The organism is Actinocorallia lasiicapitis (genome assembly GCF_054778695.1).
The window spans coordinates 1-17,125 of the sequence record NZ_BAAGZI010000101.1; the positions used below are offsets into that span (position 1 = coordinate 1).

The following is a 17,125-nucleotide window of genomic DNA, read 5'->3' on the forward strand; positions in this document are numbered from 1 at the left end:
CGCCGTGCGGACCGTCATGCGGTCGCACGGCTTCCGGGGAGTGGACGCCGCGGCGTCGATCCGCTCCGCCGCCACCCGCGCCCACGAACCCGCCGCCGAGGACGCCCTGCGGGACGTCGCGATCCGGATCGCCACCGGGCTCGCCTCCGTCACCGCGCTCCTCGACCCCGAACTCGTCGTGCTCACCGGTGACATCTTGCTCGCCGGGGGCGAGGCGTTGCGGTCGCTCGTGGAACACGAGCTGCACCGCATGACGATCCCGCGGCCACCGCTGCGGCTCTCGGCCATCGAGGGCAACCCGGTCCTCACCGGCGCCGTCGAGCACGGGCTCATCGTCACACGCGAAGAGCTCTTCGACTCGACAGTGCCCCCATAGAGCACTGTCTCCGCGGTCTCTCTCAGACCGACCCCCCTGCAGTACCCGTTTCAAAAAGAACCGTTCTCATCCCCCAAGGAGAGTTCACACCATGTCTCAGGAGACCTCCGGCCTCGGCCGGCGCGACGTCCTCAAGCGCATCGGCCTGACCGCCGTCGTCGTGGGCCCCGGCGCCTCGATCCTCAGCGCCTGCGCCACCAGCGGTGACGATGGCAAGGGCACCACGGACACCTCGGCCAACACCTCGGACCCGAAGAACCCCTTCGGTGTCGAGAAGGGCAAGGCCCTGGACGTCGTCATCTTCAACGGCGGCTACAAGGACCAGTACGCCAAGCTCGGCCACGAGCCGGTCTACGCCACCGCGTGGGAGGCCAAGGTCAACCACACCTCCGTGGTCGACCTCACCACCTACCGCGCGCGCTTCTCCTCCGGCACCCAGCTCCCGGACGTCGTCGACAACTCCGGCACCGGCGCCATGGACTTCGGTTCGCTGGCCAGCTCCGGCGCGATGGTCGACCTGACCGAGTTCTGGGACTCCCCCTCCTACGACGACCCGAGCAAGAAGATCAAGGACACCGTCCTGCCGGGCACCGTCGAGGTCGGTCTGGTCAACGGCAAGCCGTACCAGATGAACTACGTGGCCACCACCTTCGGCCTCTGGTACAACAAGAAGCTCTTCGCCGACAACGGCTGGGAGGTCCCGAAGACGGGCGACGAGTTCAAGGCCCTCTGCGAGAAGATCCAGGCCAAGGGCATCGTGCCGTTCGCCTACGCGGGCAAGAACGCGGCCTACTACCAGTACGCCGTGTTCGTGCAGTCGATCGCCAAGCTGGCCGGCAACCAGGCCGTCATCGACCTCGACAACCTGAAGGAAGGCGCCTGGTCGACCGAGGCCGTCAAGAAGGTCGTCACCTTCTGGAACGAGATCACCACCAAGTACTCCAAGCCGGAGTACGAGGGCATGATCCACACCCAGGTGCAGACCCTGCACAAGCAGAACAAGATCGCGTTCTACCCGTCGGGTGACTGGCTGGAGAACGAGATGAAGGCCACCAACGGCGCCGCAGGCTTCGAGTACGCCATCGCCCCGCTGCCCGACCTCGGCGGCGAGCAGCTGGCCTTCCCGGCGCTGCGCATCAACGCGGGCGAGCCGTTCTTCGTCGCCGCGAAGAGCGCCAACCCCAAGGGCGGCCTGGAGTACCTCCGCATCATGCTCTCCAAGCAGGGCGCGAAGGACTTCTACAAGAACGCCGGCTCCCTCACCGTCGTGCAGGACGCCCTCGAGGGCGTGACGCTCAGCCCGGGCGGCCAGTCCGTCGCGGACGCCACCAAGGCGGCCGGATCCAACCTGATCACCACGTTCCAGTTCCAGGGCTGGTACGGCGACTTCGACCTGGCGCTGCGCACCCTGACCAACAAGGTCTCCTACGGTGGCGGCTCGGTCGACGACTTCGTCGCCGGTGCGCAGAAGGCGGCCGACAAGACCGCCAAGGACCCGAAGGTCAAGAAGCAGACCCGCACGGTCTGATCTGGCTGACGTCTACACAACGGAGTAACTGACCATGCGGCAGGGCAAGTATCGCTTCATCATCGGGTTCCTCGCGCTCCCGGTGGCCCTCTACCTGACTTTCGTGATCTGGCCTTACGCCCAGACGTTCCAGATCGCCTTCACCGACTGGGACGGGTTCTCCAAGCCGAACTTCATCGGCCTGGACAACTTCAAGGCGCTTCCCGATGACGATGTCTTCATGGGGGCGATCAAGCATCACCTGATCATGCTGCTCGTCCTGCCGCTGGTCGTCCTCATCCTCGCCCTCTTCTTCTCCTTCCTGATCAACCTGGGCGGAGACATCAAGGGCGGGGAGCTCAGAGGCGTCAGGTTCTCCGGCTTCTACAAGATCGTCTTCTTTCTGCCGCAGGTTCTCGCGGTGGCGATCGTCGGTGTCCTGTTCTCGCAGTTCTACCAAGTGGGGACGTCCGACGGCGCGGTGCCGTCCGGCGTGATCAACTCGGCGATCGACGCCGTCGGCCTCGGCCAGGTCAGCTTCCTCACCGACCCCGACATCGCGCTCTACTCCGTCATCGGCGTCATGGTCTGGCAGGCGGTCGGCTTCTACGTCGTCCTGTTCTCGGCCGGCATGGCCTCGATCCCCAAGGACCTGTTCGAAGCGGCCGCTCTCGACGGCGCCAGCCGCTGGGTCCTGTTCCGCCGCGTCACCCTGCCCCTGCTGTGGGACACCCTCCAGGTCGGCTGGATCTACCTCGGCATCGCCGCCTTCGACGGCTTCGCCCTCGTCCAGGTCATGACGGCCAACCGGGGCTTCGGCCCGGACAACTCCACCGCGCTGCTCCCGGTGACGATCTACGACCAGAGCTTCGCCAACCCCCACCAGGGCTACGCGGCCGCGATGGGCGTGTGCCTGTTCTTCATGACCATCACGTTCGCCGCCATCGCCATGCGCGTCACCCGGCGTGAGACGATCGAGCGGTAGGGAAAAGCCATGACCACCCAGCCCGAACCCCGCCGTATCCCGGCCACCCCCGCGCGAGGCTCCGTGTCCAAGCGGAGCAAGCAGGGACGCAACCCGTTCATGGCGATGTCCCACGTCGCCCTCGCCTTCTGGGCGCTACTGATCATCGTGCCGCTCGCGGCGACCTTCCTCGGCGGATTCAAGTCGTCCGAGCAGATCCTGCTGCACAAGCCGTGGGAACTGCCGCAGGACTGGAACTTCGACGCGTTCACCCGCGCCTGGACGACCGCCCACATCGGCCGCTACATGCTGAACACCGTCATCATCGTCGGGTTCGGCACCGCCGGCACGATGCTGCTCGGCTCGATGGCCGCCTACGTGCTGGCGCGCTACCAGTTCCGCGGAAACCGCGCGATCTACCTGATGTTCGTGTCGGGCATGACCTTCCCGGTCTTCCTCGCCCTGGTGCCGCTGTTCACCCAGCTGAAGCAGATGAACATGCTGTTCAGCTACCACGGCATCATCCTGGTGTACATCGCCTACTCGCTGCCGTTCACGGTCTTCTTCCTGGCCGCGTTCTTCAAGACGCTGCCGAACTCGGTCGCCGAGGCCGCGATGATGGACGGCGCGGGCCATGTGAAGGTCTTCTTCCGGGTCATGATGCCGATGGCCAAGCCCGGCCTGATCTCCATCGCGATCTTCAACGTGATCGGCCAGTGGAACCAGTACCTCCTCCCGCTGGTCCTGCTCTCGGGCGACCCCAACAAGTCCCCCCTGACCGTCGGCATCGCCCAGATCAACACCAACGCGGGCGCCGACGCCGACTGGTCCGGCCTCTACGCCGCCCTCACCCTGGCCATCGTCCCCGTCATCTTCATCTACATCATCTTCCAACGCCAGATCCAGTCCGGCCTCACCTCCGGCGCCGTCAAGTAGCCCTCCAGCTTTCGAACGCGGGCCCCGGCAACCTCTCGAGGTGCCGGGGCCCTGTTCGGTCAGCGGGAGGGTTTGGCGTGTTCGAGGCGGTTCAGGGGGAGGGCGGGGATCCAGCGGGTGTCTTTGAAGATCTCGTAGGAGCGCCACTGGCCGGGCTTGTCCGACGGCGGCCAGACCGGCTTCGTCAGCTCGTCGATCATGGCCAGGGCGCGGCCCGAAGCGGGGTCGATGATCAGGAGGGAGTCGGAGCGGGTGCCGATGGGACGGAACCTGCCGTGGTCGATGTCGTACATGGCGGTCCGGTCCGGCAGCGCGATCGCCTGGCCCTTGCGGCCGAGCGGGTCGCTCATCTCGCCCCTGGACTCGACGGTCGGGATGTGGGAGAGCATCCCGAAGGCGGCCGAGCGCAGGGCGGGGGAGACGGGCAGCCGGGCGATCAGGTCGACGCCCCAGGAGAACATGTCCCAGGAGAACAGGTACTGACGTTCGGCCGGGTCGACCCGGTTCTCCTTGGGTGCGGCGTCGGCCTGCCGGTTCAGTTCGCGCCAGAGCCGGTCGTAGAGCGCTTTCGGATCCGTCGGGAGACTCGCGAGCAGTTCGGGCGTCGCCAGATGGGAACCGATGTATCCGGCACCGAAGTCCGACACGTGCCGCCAGACGTCCGGCTTCGCGGCGGGCGGTTCGAGTTTCAGCCGTGTCGGCCCGTCGGGCCGGGTGACCTCGCCGCGCGGCGTGGTGAAGGGCGGGACCTTGAACGTCCACCTGCGGGGTGAGCCGTCGGCGATCCACTTCTGCTCGTCGGCGGGCGACGCCAGGGTCGTTCCGAGCTCGCGGTTGATCATGTATTGGTGATGGCCGGGTTTCTTCGCCCGCCACATCTCCTGCTCCATCCGGCTGTCCAGCAGGTAGGCCTTGCCGGGGATGGAGAGCTGCCGTCCGGAGATCCAGTGCGTGTACAGGTAGTCGCCCTTCCCCGCCGGGGCCCTCAGCGAGGACGCCCCCGCCGCCAGCAGGATCTCCCGGGCCGACATCGGGACGGCCGCCTCCGTCGGCGGCGGGGCGGACGGTGCCGTCGGCGCGGTACCGGTCGAGGCCACGAAGGCCACGGCCGCGCCCGCCGCGACGACCCCCGAAGCGAGGACGGGCCACCGCAGGCGGCCACGCCGGGTTCTCGGGGCGGGCGGACGGTCCGCACCGCCCGTCAGGGCGCGGGCCAGGTCCCGTTCACGGCGGCCCTGGTCGGGGGCGGGTTCGAGGTCGGGACGGGCAGCGGTGAGCGCCCGCAGCAGATCGTCGGTCATCGGGGTCCTCCCGGATCGAGCGGGCATCAGGTGGCCTCGGGGATCAGCCGGGTGCGCGGCCGCACGTCCGACTTCGCCAGCCGTTGACGGGCCCGGTGCAGACGGACGAAGAAGGCCGCCTTGGAGCAGCCGACGACCCGGGCCGCCTCGGCGGCCGTCAGGCCATGCCAAGCGACCAGGGTCAGGGCCTCGCGGTCCGTTCCGGACAGGGCCGCCAAGCGGTGCAGCAGGTCGGCCCGGTCGGCGACCTGGTCGCCGACGTCCCCGATCGGGCCGGCCCAGCCGCGCAGCTCGCGTGCCAGCGACACCTGCCGGGCCTCGGCCCGGAAGTTCCGCCTCGCCTCGTTGCGCGCGATCCCCAGCAGCCACGGCAGCGGCGGATCGGGCAGGTCGCCGAAACGCCGCCACGCGATACAGAAGGTCTCGCCCGCGATCTCCTCGGCGAGATCCCGGCCCGCCAAGGTCACCGCGTAGGCGAAGACCCGCGGATGACAGGCGTCGTACAGGGCGGTGAAGCGCTCCGCGGTATCCAAGTCATCCCCTTTCCTCAGGTGCGTTCCTGAGTAATGCGCCGCGACCGCGCATTCTTACGCGCCACCTCCCACCTTTCCCGGCACGCCGAGGCCGCGCGTCGCCGCGCCGACTGCGCTCCAGGAAACGCGCGGCTCCCGTCGGCCCAGGTCAGCGGGCGAGGACGGCACCGCCGTCGAGCCCGATGATCTGGCCCGTCAGGTAGGAGGCGGCGGCTACGTCGTCAGGCGCGCCGAGGCCGGTGACCACCGCGATGCGCAGGGGGCAACCTAGCGGGTGGGGGTCAGCGGCGGAGGCGGGAGGTGAGGCCCCATTGGGTGACGCGGAGCATGGCTTCGGCGACGATGGACTGGGACATCTTGCTGGTGCCGTGGACGCGGTCGGTGAAAGTGATGGGGACTTCGGTGATGCGCAGGCCCGCCTTGTGGGTGCGCAGGGCCAGGTCGATCTGGAAGCAGTAGCCGCGGGAGTCGACCGAGTCGAGGTCGAGCTTCTCCAGAGTGCCGCGGCGGAACGCCCGGAAACCGCCCGTCGAGTCGTGCAGCGGGAAACGGAGCATGAAACGGGCGTAGGCGTTGCCGATCCGGGAGATCGCCTCACGGCTCTTCGGCCAGTCGACGGCCTTGCCGCCCGGGATCCAGCGGGCGCCCAGCACCAGATCGGCCGTCCGGAGCGCGTCGAGCAGATCGGGGAGCTGCTCGGGCTGGTGGGAGCCGTCGGCGTCCATCTCGACCATGACGTCGTAGCCCTCGGCGAGCGCCCACCGGAACCCCGCGATGTAGGCGGCGCCCAGCCCGTCCTTCGCGGTCCTGTGCAGCACCTGGACCTGCCGGTCGGCGGCCGCCATCTCGTCGGCCAGCACCCCCGTGCCGTCCGGGCTGTTGTCGTCGACGACCAGGACGTCGGCCGCCGGGACGGCCCTGCGGACGCGCTCGACGATCAGAGGCAGGTTGGTGCGCTCGTTGTAGGTCGGAATGATCACAACGGTCCTGCCGAGCTCGTCCATGTCGCCCTCCCTTAGGCGTCGTCCTCCGCGGGGGTCCGTCGGGCGCGCATTGCAATGATGAGTCCGAGAATGCCCGCGAACGCCAGAAGCCATTCGGGGACACCGCCGAGATGGTCACTGATCGTAGTGCCCGTGCGGACGGGAACCGTGGAGACCTGGATGTCCGGGGTGAACTCACGGGATTGCTTTACCAGCAGCCCGTCCGGAGTGATGATCGCGCTGACCCCGCTGGTGGCCGCCACCAGCACGGTCCTGTCGTGCTCGACGGCCCGCAGCCGGCTCATCGCGAGCTGCTGCCACGGCAGGCTGGTCCGCCCGTAGGTGGCGTTGTTGGTCTGGACGACCAGCAGATCGCCCCGGGCGGCGTCCCGGACGATCCCGTCGTAGGCGACCTCGAAGCAGATCACGTCCCCGACGTCGACCCCGCCGACGTTCATGACGTTGCCCTGGTCGCCGCGTGCGAAGTCCCGGGGCACCCGGTCGAGCCGCGCGATGAACTTGGTGAGGACCGACCGGAAGGGGATGTACTCCCCGAACGGCACCGGATGCCGTTTGGTGTACCACTGGCCGGGCCCGGTGACCGGGTCCCAGACGATGCCGCGGTTCTCGACCTGCTCGCCGTCCGGGGTGTCGGTCAGCGCCCCGACCAGCACCGGCACCCCGACGTCCTTGACGGCCCCGTCGATCAGCGTCCGCGCCTCCGGATCCTCGTACGGGTCGAGGTCGGAGGCGTTCTCCGGCCAGACCACCAGATCGGGCCTGGGCACCTGCCCGGCCCGCACCTGGGCGGCCAGCCGCTTGGTCTCGTTGACGTGGTTGGTGAGGACGGCGGCCCGCTGCCCGAGGAAGTCGAGACCGGCGCGCGGCACGTTCCCCTGGATCACCGCGACGGTGATCTGCCGGCCGCCCGTCCCGCCGTCCTTGGGGATCATCAGCCCGGCGAAGGTGATCGCGACGGCCCCGGCGAGCCCGAGCGCGGTCGCCCGCTTGCTGTGCTTGACGATCGCGTACGCCAGCAGCGTGCCGATCAGCGCGGTCATAAAGCTGACCAGCGGCGCCCCGCCGAGCGAGGCGTAGCCGGTGAGCGGGGTGTCGGTCTGGGAGAAGGCGAGCCGCGCCCAGGGGAAGCCGCCGAGCGGCACCCGTCCCCTGAACAGCTCCTGGGTGATCCAGAGTCCGGCCGTCCAGAGGGGCCACAGCCGGGTCCTGGAGACGGCTGCCATGGCCGCCGCCATCGGCGCGAAGTAGAGCGCCTCGGTGACGCTCAGGGCTATCCAGACGTCGGTGCCGATGGGCCGCAGGCCCGGCAGTACCGGGACGAAGAAGCAGAGTCCGGCGATCAGCCCGAGCAGCGCCGCGAACCGGGCCCTGACGCCCCGCAGCACCAGGGTGAGCAGCGCCACCCCGACGGGGGCCAGCGGCCACAGCGAGTCGGTGGTGCCCTCGGACGGGCCGAGCGGGCTGGGCGGGAACGCGAGGTACAGCACGAGACCGGCGGCAGCGGCGGCCGCGGCCCTCAACCAGGGGGAGCGCCGCCGGCTGACGGCCTCCGCCGGATCGCCCGCCACCACCGTGTCCTGCGTCAACACCGTCTCCCGCTGTTCCGTGCCGCCGTTTGAAGCACGGTATCGGCTGTATGACAGGGCTGCGAACGGAAGAGGGCCCGGCACATCCGTCGGGCCGTACGGGTTCCCACAGGCCGTGGGAGCGCCGTCCGTTGTCTAATGGATGTGCCGGGCCCTTCCGGGACTTGGCCAGCGCCCAAACTTATCGGAACATGTCGCATTGTCAATACGTGAGCGATCCGGGGTGGCCGTCAGCGTTGTTCCAGCTCACACCCATGATCGGGATGAACGGCCGCTTCGCCGTGCATGATGGGACCATGCTCCCGGTCTTTCTCTTCCTGGCGTTCCTGGTCCTGCCCGTCGTGGAGATCTATGTGATCATCCAGGTCGGGCAGGTGATCGGCGGCTGGGAGACCGTCCTGCTGCTGCTGGCCGAGAGCCTTCTCGGCGCGTGGATCGTCAAACGCGAGGGCCGCCGCGCCTGGCGGAAGCTGTCGCAGACCCTGACGTCCGGCCGGATGCCCGACCGCGAACTGGCCGACGCCGCCCTGATCCTCATCGGCGGGGTGCTCCTGCTGACGCCGGGTTTCGTCTCCGACCTGTTCGGTTTCCTGTGCGTCCTGCCGTTCACCCGCCCGCTGGTGCGGGGCGCGCTGCTGGCGTGGGCGTCGCGCCGGATCAAGGTCGCGGCCCCGCCGATGATCTTCCCGGACGGTTTCGCCGACCAGGGCCCCGTGGTCCAGGGCGAGGTCATCCACGGCGAGGTCGTCACCGAGGAGCGCGACGGAAAAGCGTGAGGGCCCGTGCTCGGCACGGGCCCCCAAGATCCTGACGGTCGTTCAGGCGGACTTGCGCCGCCCCGACCGCAGGATCGCGAGCCGTTCGGCGAGAACCTCCTCCAGGTCCTCGATGCTGCGCCGCTCCAGGAGCATGTCCCAGTGCGTGCGCGGTGGCTTGCCCTTCTTGGCCACCGGAACCTCACCGTCCATCAGCAGGGCGGGTGAGCCGCAGTTCCGGCAGTCCCAGGTCATCGGCACCTCCACCTCGGTGGCGAGGGTGACGGTGAACTGGTGGCCCTTCGGGCAGGTGTAGTCGACTTCCTGGCGGGGGGCCAGGTCGGTGTTACGGTCGTTCTCGTAGCTCGTGGCTCCGAGCCGTGTGCCGCGAAGTGCGCGCTCTGCCATCGTCAAACGCCTCCCAGACGGCTTGCGGTTCTGCCTTGCCCAACGCTGGATACCGCTACAAGATTCCCGCAGGATCACGCTTTGAACCCTCTGAGTTAGGCCGCGCCGTCGTTCCAGAGGCCGCGTCCGGTCAGGGTCTTCCGCAACGCGAGCAGATCGTCGGTCATGATCCCGTCCACCCCGGCGTCGAGCAGCCGCTCCATGATCGACGGATCGTTGACCGTCCAGGCGTGGACGGCCAGGCCGTGGGCGTGCGCGCGGCCGACGAACTCGGCGGTCGCGAAGGGCAGCGGGCCCAGGTTGTAGGGGATCTGCGCGCAGGCGACCCCCTCGGCGGCCGCGCGGGCCAGCGCCCCGCCGACGCGCAGCGCCGCGATCCCGGACGGCCCCAGCGCCGTGCAGACCGGCTCGTCGGTGTACAGCGGCGCCCGCGCCCGCAACTGGGCGAGCCGCCGCGAGGAGAACGAGGTGACGCAGACCCGGTCCCACGCCTTGGTCCGGTGCAGGACGTCCAGCAGCGGCGCCAGCGCCGGTTCGTCCTTGATGTCGATGTTGAAGCGGATCTGCGGGAACTGGCCGAGCACGTCCTCCAGCAGCGGGATCGGCTCGGTGCCGCCGATCCTGGCCTCGGCGACCTCGCGGTAGGGCAGCCGCGCCACCTTGCCGCGCCGGTCGGTGACCCGGCCGAGGCTCTGGTCGTGGAAGGCGAGCAGGACGCCGTCGGCGGTGGCCTGGGCGTCGGTCTCGATGTACCGGTAGCCGAGGTCGACGGCGCGCTGGAAGGCGGTCAGCGAGTTCTCGGGGGCGCCCAGCGCTCCGCCGCGGTGGGCGAACGCCAAGGGGCCGTCGTGGTCGAGGAAGGCATAACGCACCTTCCCCAGTATGCAGCCCTCAGGAGGGCCGCCCGGCCCACTCGCGGCGCCGGATCTCCGCGAGGGCGACGGCCGTCGCCACGGCCACGTTCAGCGAGCCGACCCGCCCGATCTGCGGGATGTAGGCGACGGCGTCGCTGGCGGCGAGCAGGGCGGGGGAGCAGCCGTGGTCCTCGCCGCCGACGGCCAGGCAGATGTCGCCTTCCAGGGCGGCTTCGTGCAGCGGCACGGCGTCCGTCGTCAGCTCCAGGGCGACGACCTTGAACCCGGCGGCCTTCGCCAGTTTGACGGCCTCCACGGACGTCCCGGCGTGCTCCCACGGCACCAGCCGGTCGGTGCCGAGCGCCGTCTTCTGCGCGTTGGGGTGGGTCGGTTCGGTGGCGTTGCCCGACAGCCACAGCTTCTCGACGCCGAACACCGCGGCCGTCCGGAAGATCGACCCGATGTTGAACGGCTGGGTCACCGACTCCACCAGCAGGGCGAGCCGCCCCTCGGTGTTCCGCCGCCAGGTGCGGTTCAGCCGCTTGACGTCGGTGGCGCGCAGTTGCCGGCGCGGGTTCTCAGCGTTCACGGGCCTGGACCTCCAGGATGCGGTAGGACGAGCGGCTGGCCAGCCGGGTGGTGGACCAGCCCTGGTCGGTGAGCCAGCGCTGGAGGGAGTCGCTGCCCAGGTGCTTCTGCACCACGAGGTGGGCGAGGCCGCCGGGCTCCAGCCGCGGCAGCCAGAGGGTCAGCAGATCGTGCAGGGCCTGCTTGCCGATCCGGATCGGCGGGTTCGACCAGATCGCGGCGAACCGGACGTCGGCCGGGATCTGCTCGGTCAACCCGAACCTTACATTGTTAAGGCGGGCGGTCTCGGCGTTCCGCTCCGCGAGCGACAGGGCCCGCTGGTTGACGTCCACCCCGTAGACGGTCGCCTCCGGCGCCCGCGCCGCGAGGGTCAGGGCGATCGGACCGTACCCGCACCCCAGATCGAGCAGATTGCCCTCACGGGGCGGCCGGGGCACGCTGTCCAGCAGGATCCGCGTGCCCGCGTCGACCTTGTCGGGGGAGAACATCCCCCGATCGGTCTCCAACCGGAAATGCAGATCCGTCAGCACCAGGTCAACGGTCGACGGCCTGCTCGCAGCACCCGGCTCAGCCGAAAAGTAATGATCCCCCACGTCCGCCAAGCCTAGTGCTCACGGAAGACGCGAGAACCACAGGAGGGACAGGCCGCCGGTCAGGACGGCCAGGATCAGGCCGATGCCGAGGAACCAGCCCGACACGTCCTTCTGCTCGACCCGGAAACCCAGCGAGGTGCCGATGTTGCGGTAGACGTCCGACAGTTCGCCGCTGTCCTCGGCCTCGTAGGCCTTGCCGTCGGTCTGGACGGCCAGCAGCTTGAGCGCCGGTTTGTTGACGTCGACGGTCGTGGTCTCGCCCTCGATCGTCACGGTGCCGTACGGGGTGCCGAACGCGATCGTCGAGACCGGGACCTTCGCGGTCCTCGCCGCGTTGATCGCCTCGGGCAGGGAACGGCCGTAGGTGTTGTCGCCGTCCGACAGCAGCACGATGTGGGCGGGCGGCGGGTCGTCGCCGTTGCCGGCGTCGAACGAGCGGATCGACTGCAGGCACGCGAAGACGGCCTCGCCGATGGCGGTGCGGCGTTCGAGCTGGAGGGTGTCGACGGCGCTGATCGCGTCCGCCCGGTTCGCGGACGGCGAGGTCACCACGTTGGCGTTGCCCGCGAACGCGACCAGACCGACGTTGAACCGCGGCGGCAGGCTCTTGATGAACGCCTTCGCCGAGGACTTCGCCGCGTCGAACCGGCTCGGTTTGACGTCGGTCGCCATCATCGACAGCGACACGTCGATCGCCACCATGATGGTCGCCCGCTCGCGCGGCACCTTCACCGGCGCGGACGGGTTGGCGAACCCGAACACCAGCGTCGTCAGCAGCGCCAGGAACAGCGCCGCGCTGACGTGCTTGCGCCACGCGCCCCGCCGCGGCGCGACCGCCGCCAGCACCGGCATGTTGGTGAAGCGGATCGCGAACTTGCGGCTCCGCTGCTGCACCAGCAGATAGATCACGGCCAGCAGCGGCACCAGCAGCAGCAGCCAGAGCCTGATCGGGCTGTCGAAACTCATGCGCGGCTCCCGATCCTGCGGCGGCGCAGGGCGAACCTGGCGATGTCGGCGACCCAGTCGCGGTCGGTCCGCAGCACCAGGTGCGGGACGCCGAGCCGTTTCAGGGTCTGCGCGGTCTGCTCGCGCTGCGCGGCGGCGGCGCGGTTGTAGGCGTCGGCGACGCGCGGGGAAAGCATGATCTCACTCACGGTTCCGGTCTCGGGGTCGGTCAGCTCGACCAGCCCGCCGGGCGGCAGCTCCAGCTCCCGGGGGTCGATGATCTCGACGGCCAGGGTCTGGTGGCGCGCGCCCATCCTGCGCATCGCCGGCGACCAGTCGGACTGGTCGAGGAAGTCGCTGATCACCACCCGCAGCCCGCGGCGGCGCTGCCCGCGGTCCAGCGCGGTGATCGCTTCGGCCAGGCTGATCGGGCCCTTCTCCATCGGGGCGTTCTGCACCTCGCGCAGCAGCGCGTAGATCCCGGCGCGGCCCGGCCGCGCGGGACGCCGGCGCAGCCCGCCCGCGCACATCAGATAGGCGCCGACCCGGTCGCCCAGCTTGGTCGCGGTGAACCCGACGGCCGCCAGCGCCGCGACGGCCAGATCCCGTTTGGGCATCTCGGTCGTGCCGAAGTCCATCGACGGGGTCAGGTCGATCAGCGCCCACGCCTCCAGCTCGTGGTCGGCGATCAGATCCCGGACGTGCGGGACGGCCGTGCGGGCCGTCACCGACCAGTCCATGTGCCGGACGTCGTCCTCGCCCGGCTGGTAGATCCGCGACTCGGCGAACTCCGTGCCGGGCCCGGGCAGCAGCCCCAGGTGTTCGCCGCCGAGCAGGCCGTCCAGCTTGCCGACGATCTTCAGTTCGAGCCGGCGCAGCCGGTCCTCGGGGATCCGGACCATCAGGCCGTCCCGTGGTTCCACACCACGCGGGGCGGCGGCACGCAGGCGAGGATCCGGTCGACGAGCTCGCCGCCGTCCACCCCGTCGGCGACGGCGTCGAAACTGAGCACGATCCGGTGGGTGAGGACCTCCCGGGCGACGTCGCGGACGTCCTCGGGCAGCACGAACTCACGGCCGCGCAGCAGCGCCAGCGCCCGCGCCGAGGCCACCAGGCCGAGGGTGGCGCGCGGGCTGGCGCCGATCTCGATCAGCGGCGCCAGATCGGGCATCCGGTAGGCGGCCGGCTGCCGCGTCGACATCACCAGCCGCACGATGTAGTCGGCGACCAGCTCATGGACCGTGATCCGTTCGGCGGCCCGCTGGAGCCCCAGCAGCAGATCGGGGTCGAGGACCTGGCGGGGCGACGGCGGGTCGACGCTCATCCGGCGCAGGATCGCCAGCTCGTCGTGCGCGTCCGGATAAGCGACGTTGATCTTCATCAGGAAGCGGTCGCGCTGCGCCTCGGGCAGCGGGTAGACGCCTTCGGACTCGATCGGGTTCTGGGTGGCCAGCACGATGAACGGGCTGGGCAGCCGGTAGGTCTGCCCGGCCAGCGACACCTGCCCTTCGGCCATCACCTCCAGCAGCGCCGACTGGACCTTGGCGGGCGCGCGGTTGATCTCGTCGGCGAGGACGAAGTTCGCGAACACCGGGCCGAGCTCCACGTCGAACTTCTCGCTGGACGGCCGGTAGATCCGGGTGCCGACGATGTCGGAGGGCACCAGGTCGGGCGTGAACTGGATGCGGGCGAAACTGCCGCCCGTCACCTGGGCGAGCGACGACACCGCGAGGGTCTTCGCGACTCCGGGCACGCCTTCCAGCAGGCAGTGCCCGCCCGCGACCAGCGCCACGACCAGCCGCTCGACCATGTGCTCCTGGCCCACGATCACCTTGCGCACCTCGCTGAGCGTCTGCTCCAACAGCGCGCCCGAGGACCCGGCTTCATGCTCCGCGATGCTCATCGAGTCCCTTCGCCCCCCAAAAGTCAGGATCTGCTCTCCCGACCTTAGAACACCTACCCGGCCGGTCGGGGGTGACACGGGGGTTGGGTGATCTAGGGTCGAGGCATGTCCGTGCCGTTGTTGGGGCCGTTCCGTCTGACGGCCAGGTCGTTCGCCTCGCCCGCGGGGGTGGTGTACTCCGCGTTCGATCCGGCGGGGGCGCCGCTGGAAGTGGTGGTGCTGACCAGGGGCGCGGCTTCGGACGCCGCGGCTCGGGACCGGTTCGCGGCGGCCGTCCGGGATTTCGACGGGCCGATCGTGGCCGCGGACACCGGGTCGACGGAGCCCTGGGCGGCCGGGGGCCCCGGGCTCGCCCGGACCCTCGGTCCTGTGCTGCTGCACGGGCGGGCGCGCGGCCCGCAGTTCCTGCCGTACTGGGCCGGGGTGGAGGATCCGGCGTTCCCGTCCGGACGGTCGGGGCCGCTGGTGGTGCCCAAGGGTGAACGTCCGCGGGGAGTGATCCCGGCGCTGGTCACGCTGCTGCTGCTGGCGGTGCTGCTGGGCGGGATGCTCGCGCTGCTGTTCGCGTGCCAGCCGGAGGATCCGCTCCGGCCGCAGGAGGGCGGTGGCCCGCCGTCGAGCATCTCGGCGACGGGCGGTTCGGCCAGCCCGTCGGAGTCCTCCAGCGAGGAGGGGCCCGACGGTTCGGGGAGCGCCTCGCCGAACCCGTCCTCGGGCTCCGGCAGTCCCAACTCGCCGCGGCCAACACAGGACAGCGGTTCACCGAAGGCGAGCGGCGGTGAGGGCGGTGAGCCCGACGGGCCGAACGGGCCCGAGACCGGCGGCCCCGGAGGCGACCCCGACGGCGAACTCTGACCCCGTCGGGTGATCTTGTAGCGTGGGCGGATGACCGAGATCGCCGAGCTGTCCGACCGGTACGTCACCGCACTCGCCGAGGCCGACCCCTCGCTGGCGGCCTTCGCCGGGATCGCCGGCCAGGACCACGCCCTCACCGACTACAGCCCCGACGGCTACGCCGCCCTCGCCGACCTCACCCGCCGCACCCTCGCCGAGCTGGCCGCCGCCCCGGTGCGCGACGACGCCGACCGGCGTGGCGCGGCCGTCCTGCGCGACAAGCTGGAGACCTTCGCCGCCCTCGGCGAGGCCCACGCCCACGACTACGACTTCTCCCATGTCGACGGCCCGTTCCAGCGGCTCCGCCAGTCCGTGGAGGTGCTCGACCAGGGCGACGCGACCCCCGGGGACGATCTGCGCTCCCGGCTGGAGCGGTTCCCCGCCGCCCTGGACGGGCTGCGCCTGTCCCATCTCAAGGCCAGGTCGGAAGGCCGGTCCGCGTCCCGCCGGCTGGTCGAGCTGACCGCACGTCAGGCCGGCGCCTCGGCCGCCTACCTGCGCGGTCTCGGCACGGGCCCCGGGCTGGAGAAGGCCGCGCAAGCAGCCGCCGAGGCGAGCGCGGACTACGGGCGGTTCCTGACCCGCGAGCTCGCCCCGCACGCCCCCGACCGGGACGGAGTCGGCCGCGACCTGTACGCGCTCGGCGTCCGGAACTTCCTCGGCACCACCCTCGATCTGGAGGCCGTCTACGCCTGGGCATGGCGCGAACTGGCCGCCCTCGAGACCGAGATGGCGCAGGTCGCTGGGGAGATCGTGTCCGGCGGCACCGTCGCCGACGCCGTCGCCGCGCTCTACGCCGACCCCCGCCACCGCGTCGGCTCGGGCGAGCCGTTCCGCGCCTGGATCCAGGAGTTCGCCGAACGGGCCATCGCCGACGTCGACGGCGCGCACTTCGACGTCCCGGACGCCCTCCGCCGGATCGACTGCCGGATCCCGCCGACCGGCGCCGGCATCTACTACCTGGCCCCCGCCGAGGATCTGAGCCGTCCCGGCCAGGTCTGGTACGCCAACCAAGGCACCGAAATGAAGACCTGGCCCGTCCCGGCGATCATGTACCACGAGGGGGTGCCCGGCCACCATCTCCAGCTCGGCGCGACCATCCTGGAGCCGTCGCTGCACCGCTTCCAGCGGGTCTCCAGCGAACTGCACCCCGGCTACGCCGAAGGGTGGGGCCTGTACGCCGAACGGCTGATGGACGAGCTCGGCTTCTATCCCGACCCCGGGCACCGGCTCGGGCTGCTGTTCGGCGGCCGTCAGATCCGCACCATCCGGGTGATCCTCGACATCGGCCTGCATCTCGGGCTGACCGTCCCCGACGGCGCGGGGTTCCACGACGGCGAACGCTGGACCAGGGAGCTCGCGGTCGAGTTCTTCCGGCTGCACAGCCCCGACAACGACGAGGTCATCGCCTCCGAGGTAGACCGCTACCTCGGGCTGCCGGGACAGGCCATCGCCTACAAGCTCGGCGAGAAGGTCTGGCTGGACGGCCGGGAGTCCTCCCGCGCCCGCCACGGCGCCGCGTTCGACCTGAAGGAGTTCCACTCGGCCGCCCTGCGCCTGGGCCCGATGGGCCTCGACCTCCTCGGCGCGGAACTCGCCCGGATCTAGACGAGCAGCACCACCGCCAGCACCGCGATGATCGCGGCGGCGGTCAGGGAGGTGGCGAGCCGGGCGCGGCCGCCGGTCAGCGCCTTGCCGGCCAGCGAACCGCACCCGGCCAGCGCGAGCTGCCAGCTCAGCGACGCCGCGAAAGCCGACAGGGCGAACACCGGACGCTCCCAGCCCGTCAGGGCGTCCTCGCCCTGACGGCCCAGCACCAGCGCCGCGAAGTACACGACGGTCGCCGGGTTGAGGATCGTCAGCCCGAGCAGCGCCCCGAACGCGCGGACCGGGCTCGTCAGCAGCGGCACGTCCCGCTCCGACCGCTCCCGGAACGCCGACCGCGCCGTCTGCGCGGCCACCCCGAGCAGCACCAGCG

General features: G+C 70.4%; 19 protein-coding genes. 7 read left to right on the top strand and 12 right to left on the bottom strand.

The window, feature by feature from the left end; all coding sequences use genetic code 11:
• The 4 genes from ACYVE7_RS14110 to ACYVE7_RS14125 form a co-directional block, all read left to right on the top strand.
• Nucleotides 1-376, top strand: a 376-nt coding sequence (locus ACYVE7_RS14110) for an ROK family protein (protein WP_460365119.1), incomplete at its 5' end; no start/stop codon positions are given.
• Between the two features lie 91 nt (nucleotides 377-467).
• On the top strand, nucleotides 468-1,904 hold the full coding sequence (gene ngcE, locus ACYVE7_RS14115; protein WP_460365120.1) for an N-acetylglucosamine/diacetylchitobiose ABC transporter substrate-binding protein: 1,437 nt from the start codon (nucleotides 468-470) through the stop codon (nucleotides 1,902-1,904).
• A 34-nt stretch (nucleotides 1,905-1,938) separates the two neighbouring features.
• A complete protein-coding gene (locus ACYVE7_RS14120) occupies nucleotides 1,939-2,868 on the top strand; it encodes a carbohydrate ABC transporter permease (protein ID WP_460365121.1) in 930 nt (309 codons plus the stop codon).
• 9 nt (nucleotides 2,869-2,877) lie between these two features.
• On the top strand, nucleotides 2,878-3,783 hold the full coding sequence (locus tag ACYVE7_RS14125; protein ID WP_460365122.1) for a carbohydrate ABC transporter permease: 906 nt from the start codon (nucleotides 2,878-2,880) through the stop codon (nucleotides 3,781-3,783).
• Between the two features lie 59 nt (nucleotides 3,784-3,842).
• Here the strand turns inward: ACYVE7_RS14125 and ACYVE7_RS14130 are convergent, their stop codons facing one another.
• The 4 genes from ACYVE7_RS14130 to lnt form a co-directional block, all read right to left on the bottom strand.
• Nucleotides 3,843-5,084: a CU044_5270 family protein gene (locus tag ACYVE7_RS14130; RefSeq protein ID WP_460365123.1), complete on the bottom strand. Its 1,242-nt coding sequence runs from the start codon at nucleotides 5,082-5,084 to the stop codon at nucleotides 3,843-3,845.
• Nucleotides 5,085-5,110: 26 nt separating this feature from the next.
• Entirely contained in the window at nucleotides 5,111-5,617 is a 507-nt protein-coding gene (locus ACYVE7_RS14135; RefSeq protein ID WP_460365124.1) for an RNA polymerase sigma factor, read from the bottom strand.
• Nucleotides 5,618-5,898: 281 nt separating this feature from the next.
• On the bottom strand, nucleotides 5,899-6,621 hold the full coding sequence (locus ACYVE7_RS14140) for a polyprenol monophosphomannose synthase (protein WP_460365125.1): 723 nt from the start codon (nucleotides 6,619-6,621) through the stop codon (nucleotides 5,899-5,901).
• 11 nt (nucleotides 6,622-6,632) lie between these two features.
• A complete protein-coding gene (gene lnt, locus ACYVE7_RS14145; protein WP_460365126.1) occupies nucleotides 6,633-8,207 on the bottom strand; it encodes an apolipoprotein N-acyltransferase in 1,575 nt (524 codons plus the stop codon).
• Nucleotides 8,208-8,503: 296 nt separating this feature from the next.
• Between lnt and ACYVE7_RS14150 the strand changes: the two genes are divergently transcribed.
• Nucleotides 8,504-8,983, top strand: coding sequence for an FxsA family protein (locus ACYVE7_RS14150; protein ID WP_460365127.1), 480 nt, complete (start codon nucleotides 8,504-8,506; stop codon nucleotides 8,981-8,983).
• Nucleotides 8,984-9,025: 42 nt separating this feature from the next.
• Here the strand turns inward: ACYVE7_RS14150 and ACYVE7_RS14155 are convergent, their stop codons facing one another.
• From ACYVE7_RS14155 to ACYVE7_RS14185, 7 genes are all read right to left on the bottom strand, one after another.
• Nucleotides 9,026-9,370 (bottom strand): RNA polymerase-binding protein RbpA, encoded by a 345-nt coding sequence (locus ACYVE7_RS14155; protein ID WP_460365128.1) that lies wholly within the window; start codon nucleotides 9,368-9,370, stop codon nucleotides 9,026-9,028.
• Between the two features lie 95 nt (nucleotides 9,371-9,465).
• Nucleotides 9,466-10,242: a glycerophosphodiester phosphodiesterase gene (locus ACYVE7_RS14160; RefSeq protein ID WP_460365129.1), complete on the bottom strand. Its 777-nt coding sequence runs from the start codon at nucleotides 10,240-10,242 to the stop codon at nucleotides 9,466-9,468.
• A 19-nt stretch (nucleotides 10,243-10,261) separates the two neighbouring features.
• Nucleotides 10,262-10,813, bottom strand: a complete 552-nt coding sequence (locus tag ACYVE7_RS14165) for a TrmH family RNA methyltransferase (RefSeq protein ID WP_460365130.1) — start codon at nucleotides 10,811-10,813, stop codon at nucleotides 10,262-10,264.
• Complete coding sequence (locus ACYVE7_RS14170) at nucleotides 10,803-11,405, bottom strand: class I SAM-dependent methyltransferase (protein ID WP_460365131.1); 603 nt, start codon at nucleotides 11,403-11,405, stop codon at nucleotides 10,803-10,805. The genes ACYVE7_RS14165 and ACYVE7_RS14170 overlap by 11 nt, the downstream gene beginning before the upstream one ends.
• 18 nt (nucleotides 11,406-11,423) lie before the next feature.
• On the bottom strand, nucleotides 11,424-12,371 hold the full coding sequence (locus tag ACYVE7_RS14175; RefSeq protein ID WP_460365132.1) for a VWA domain-containing protein: 948 nt from the start codon (nucleotides 12,369-12,371) through the stop codon (nucleotides 11,424-11,426).
• Nucleotides 12,368-13,252: a DUF58 domain-containing protein gene (locus ACYVE7_RS14180; protein WP_460365133.1), complete on the bottom strand. Its 885-nt coding sequence runs from the start codon at nucleotides 13,250-13,252 to the stop codon at nucleotides 12,368-12,370. The genes ACYVE7_RS14175 and ACYVE7_RS14180 overlap by 4 nt, the downstream gene beginning before the upstream one ends.
• Nucleotides 13,252-14,253: an AAA family ATPase gene (locus ACYVE7_RS14185; protein ID WP_460365134.1), complete on the bottom strand. Its 1,002-nt coding sequence runs from the start codon at nucleotides 14,251-14,253 to the stop codon at nucleotides 13,252-13,254. Before ACYVE7_RS14185 ends, ACYVE7_RS14180 begins: the two co-directional genes overlap by 1 nt.
• 105 nt (nucleotides 14,254-14,358) lie before the next feature.
• On the opposite strand from ACYVE7_RS14185, the gene ACYVE7_RS14190 reads away from it, so the two are divergent.
• The gene (locus ACYVE7_RS14190; protein ID WP_460365135.1) at nucleotides 14,359-15,108 is read left to right on the top strand and encodes a hypothetical protein; all 750 of its coding nucleotides are present in this window, start codon (nucleotides 14,359-14,361) and stop codon (nucleotides 15,106-15,108) included.
• 30 nt (nucleotides 15,109-15,138) lie between these two features.
• The gene (locus ACYVE7_RS14195; protein ID WP_460365136.1) at nucleotides 15,139-16,755 is read left to right on the top strand and encodes a DUF885 domain-containing protein; all 1,617 of its coding nucleotides are present in this window, start codon (nucleotides 15,139-15,141) and stop codon (nucleotides 16,753-16,755) included.
• On the opposite strand, the gene ACYVE7_RS14200 is transcribed toward ACYVE7_RS14195, so the two are convergent.
• Nucleotides 16,752-17,125, bottom strand: a 374-nt coding sequence (locus tag ACYVE7_RS14200) for a LysE family transporter (protein WP_460365137.1), incomplete at its 5' end; no start/stop codon positions are given. The genes ACYVE7_RS14195 and ACYVE7_RS14200 overlap by 4 nt on opposite strands.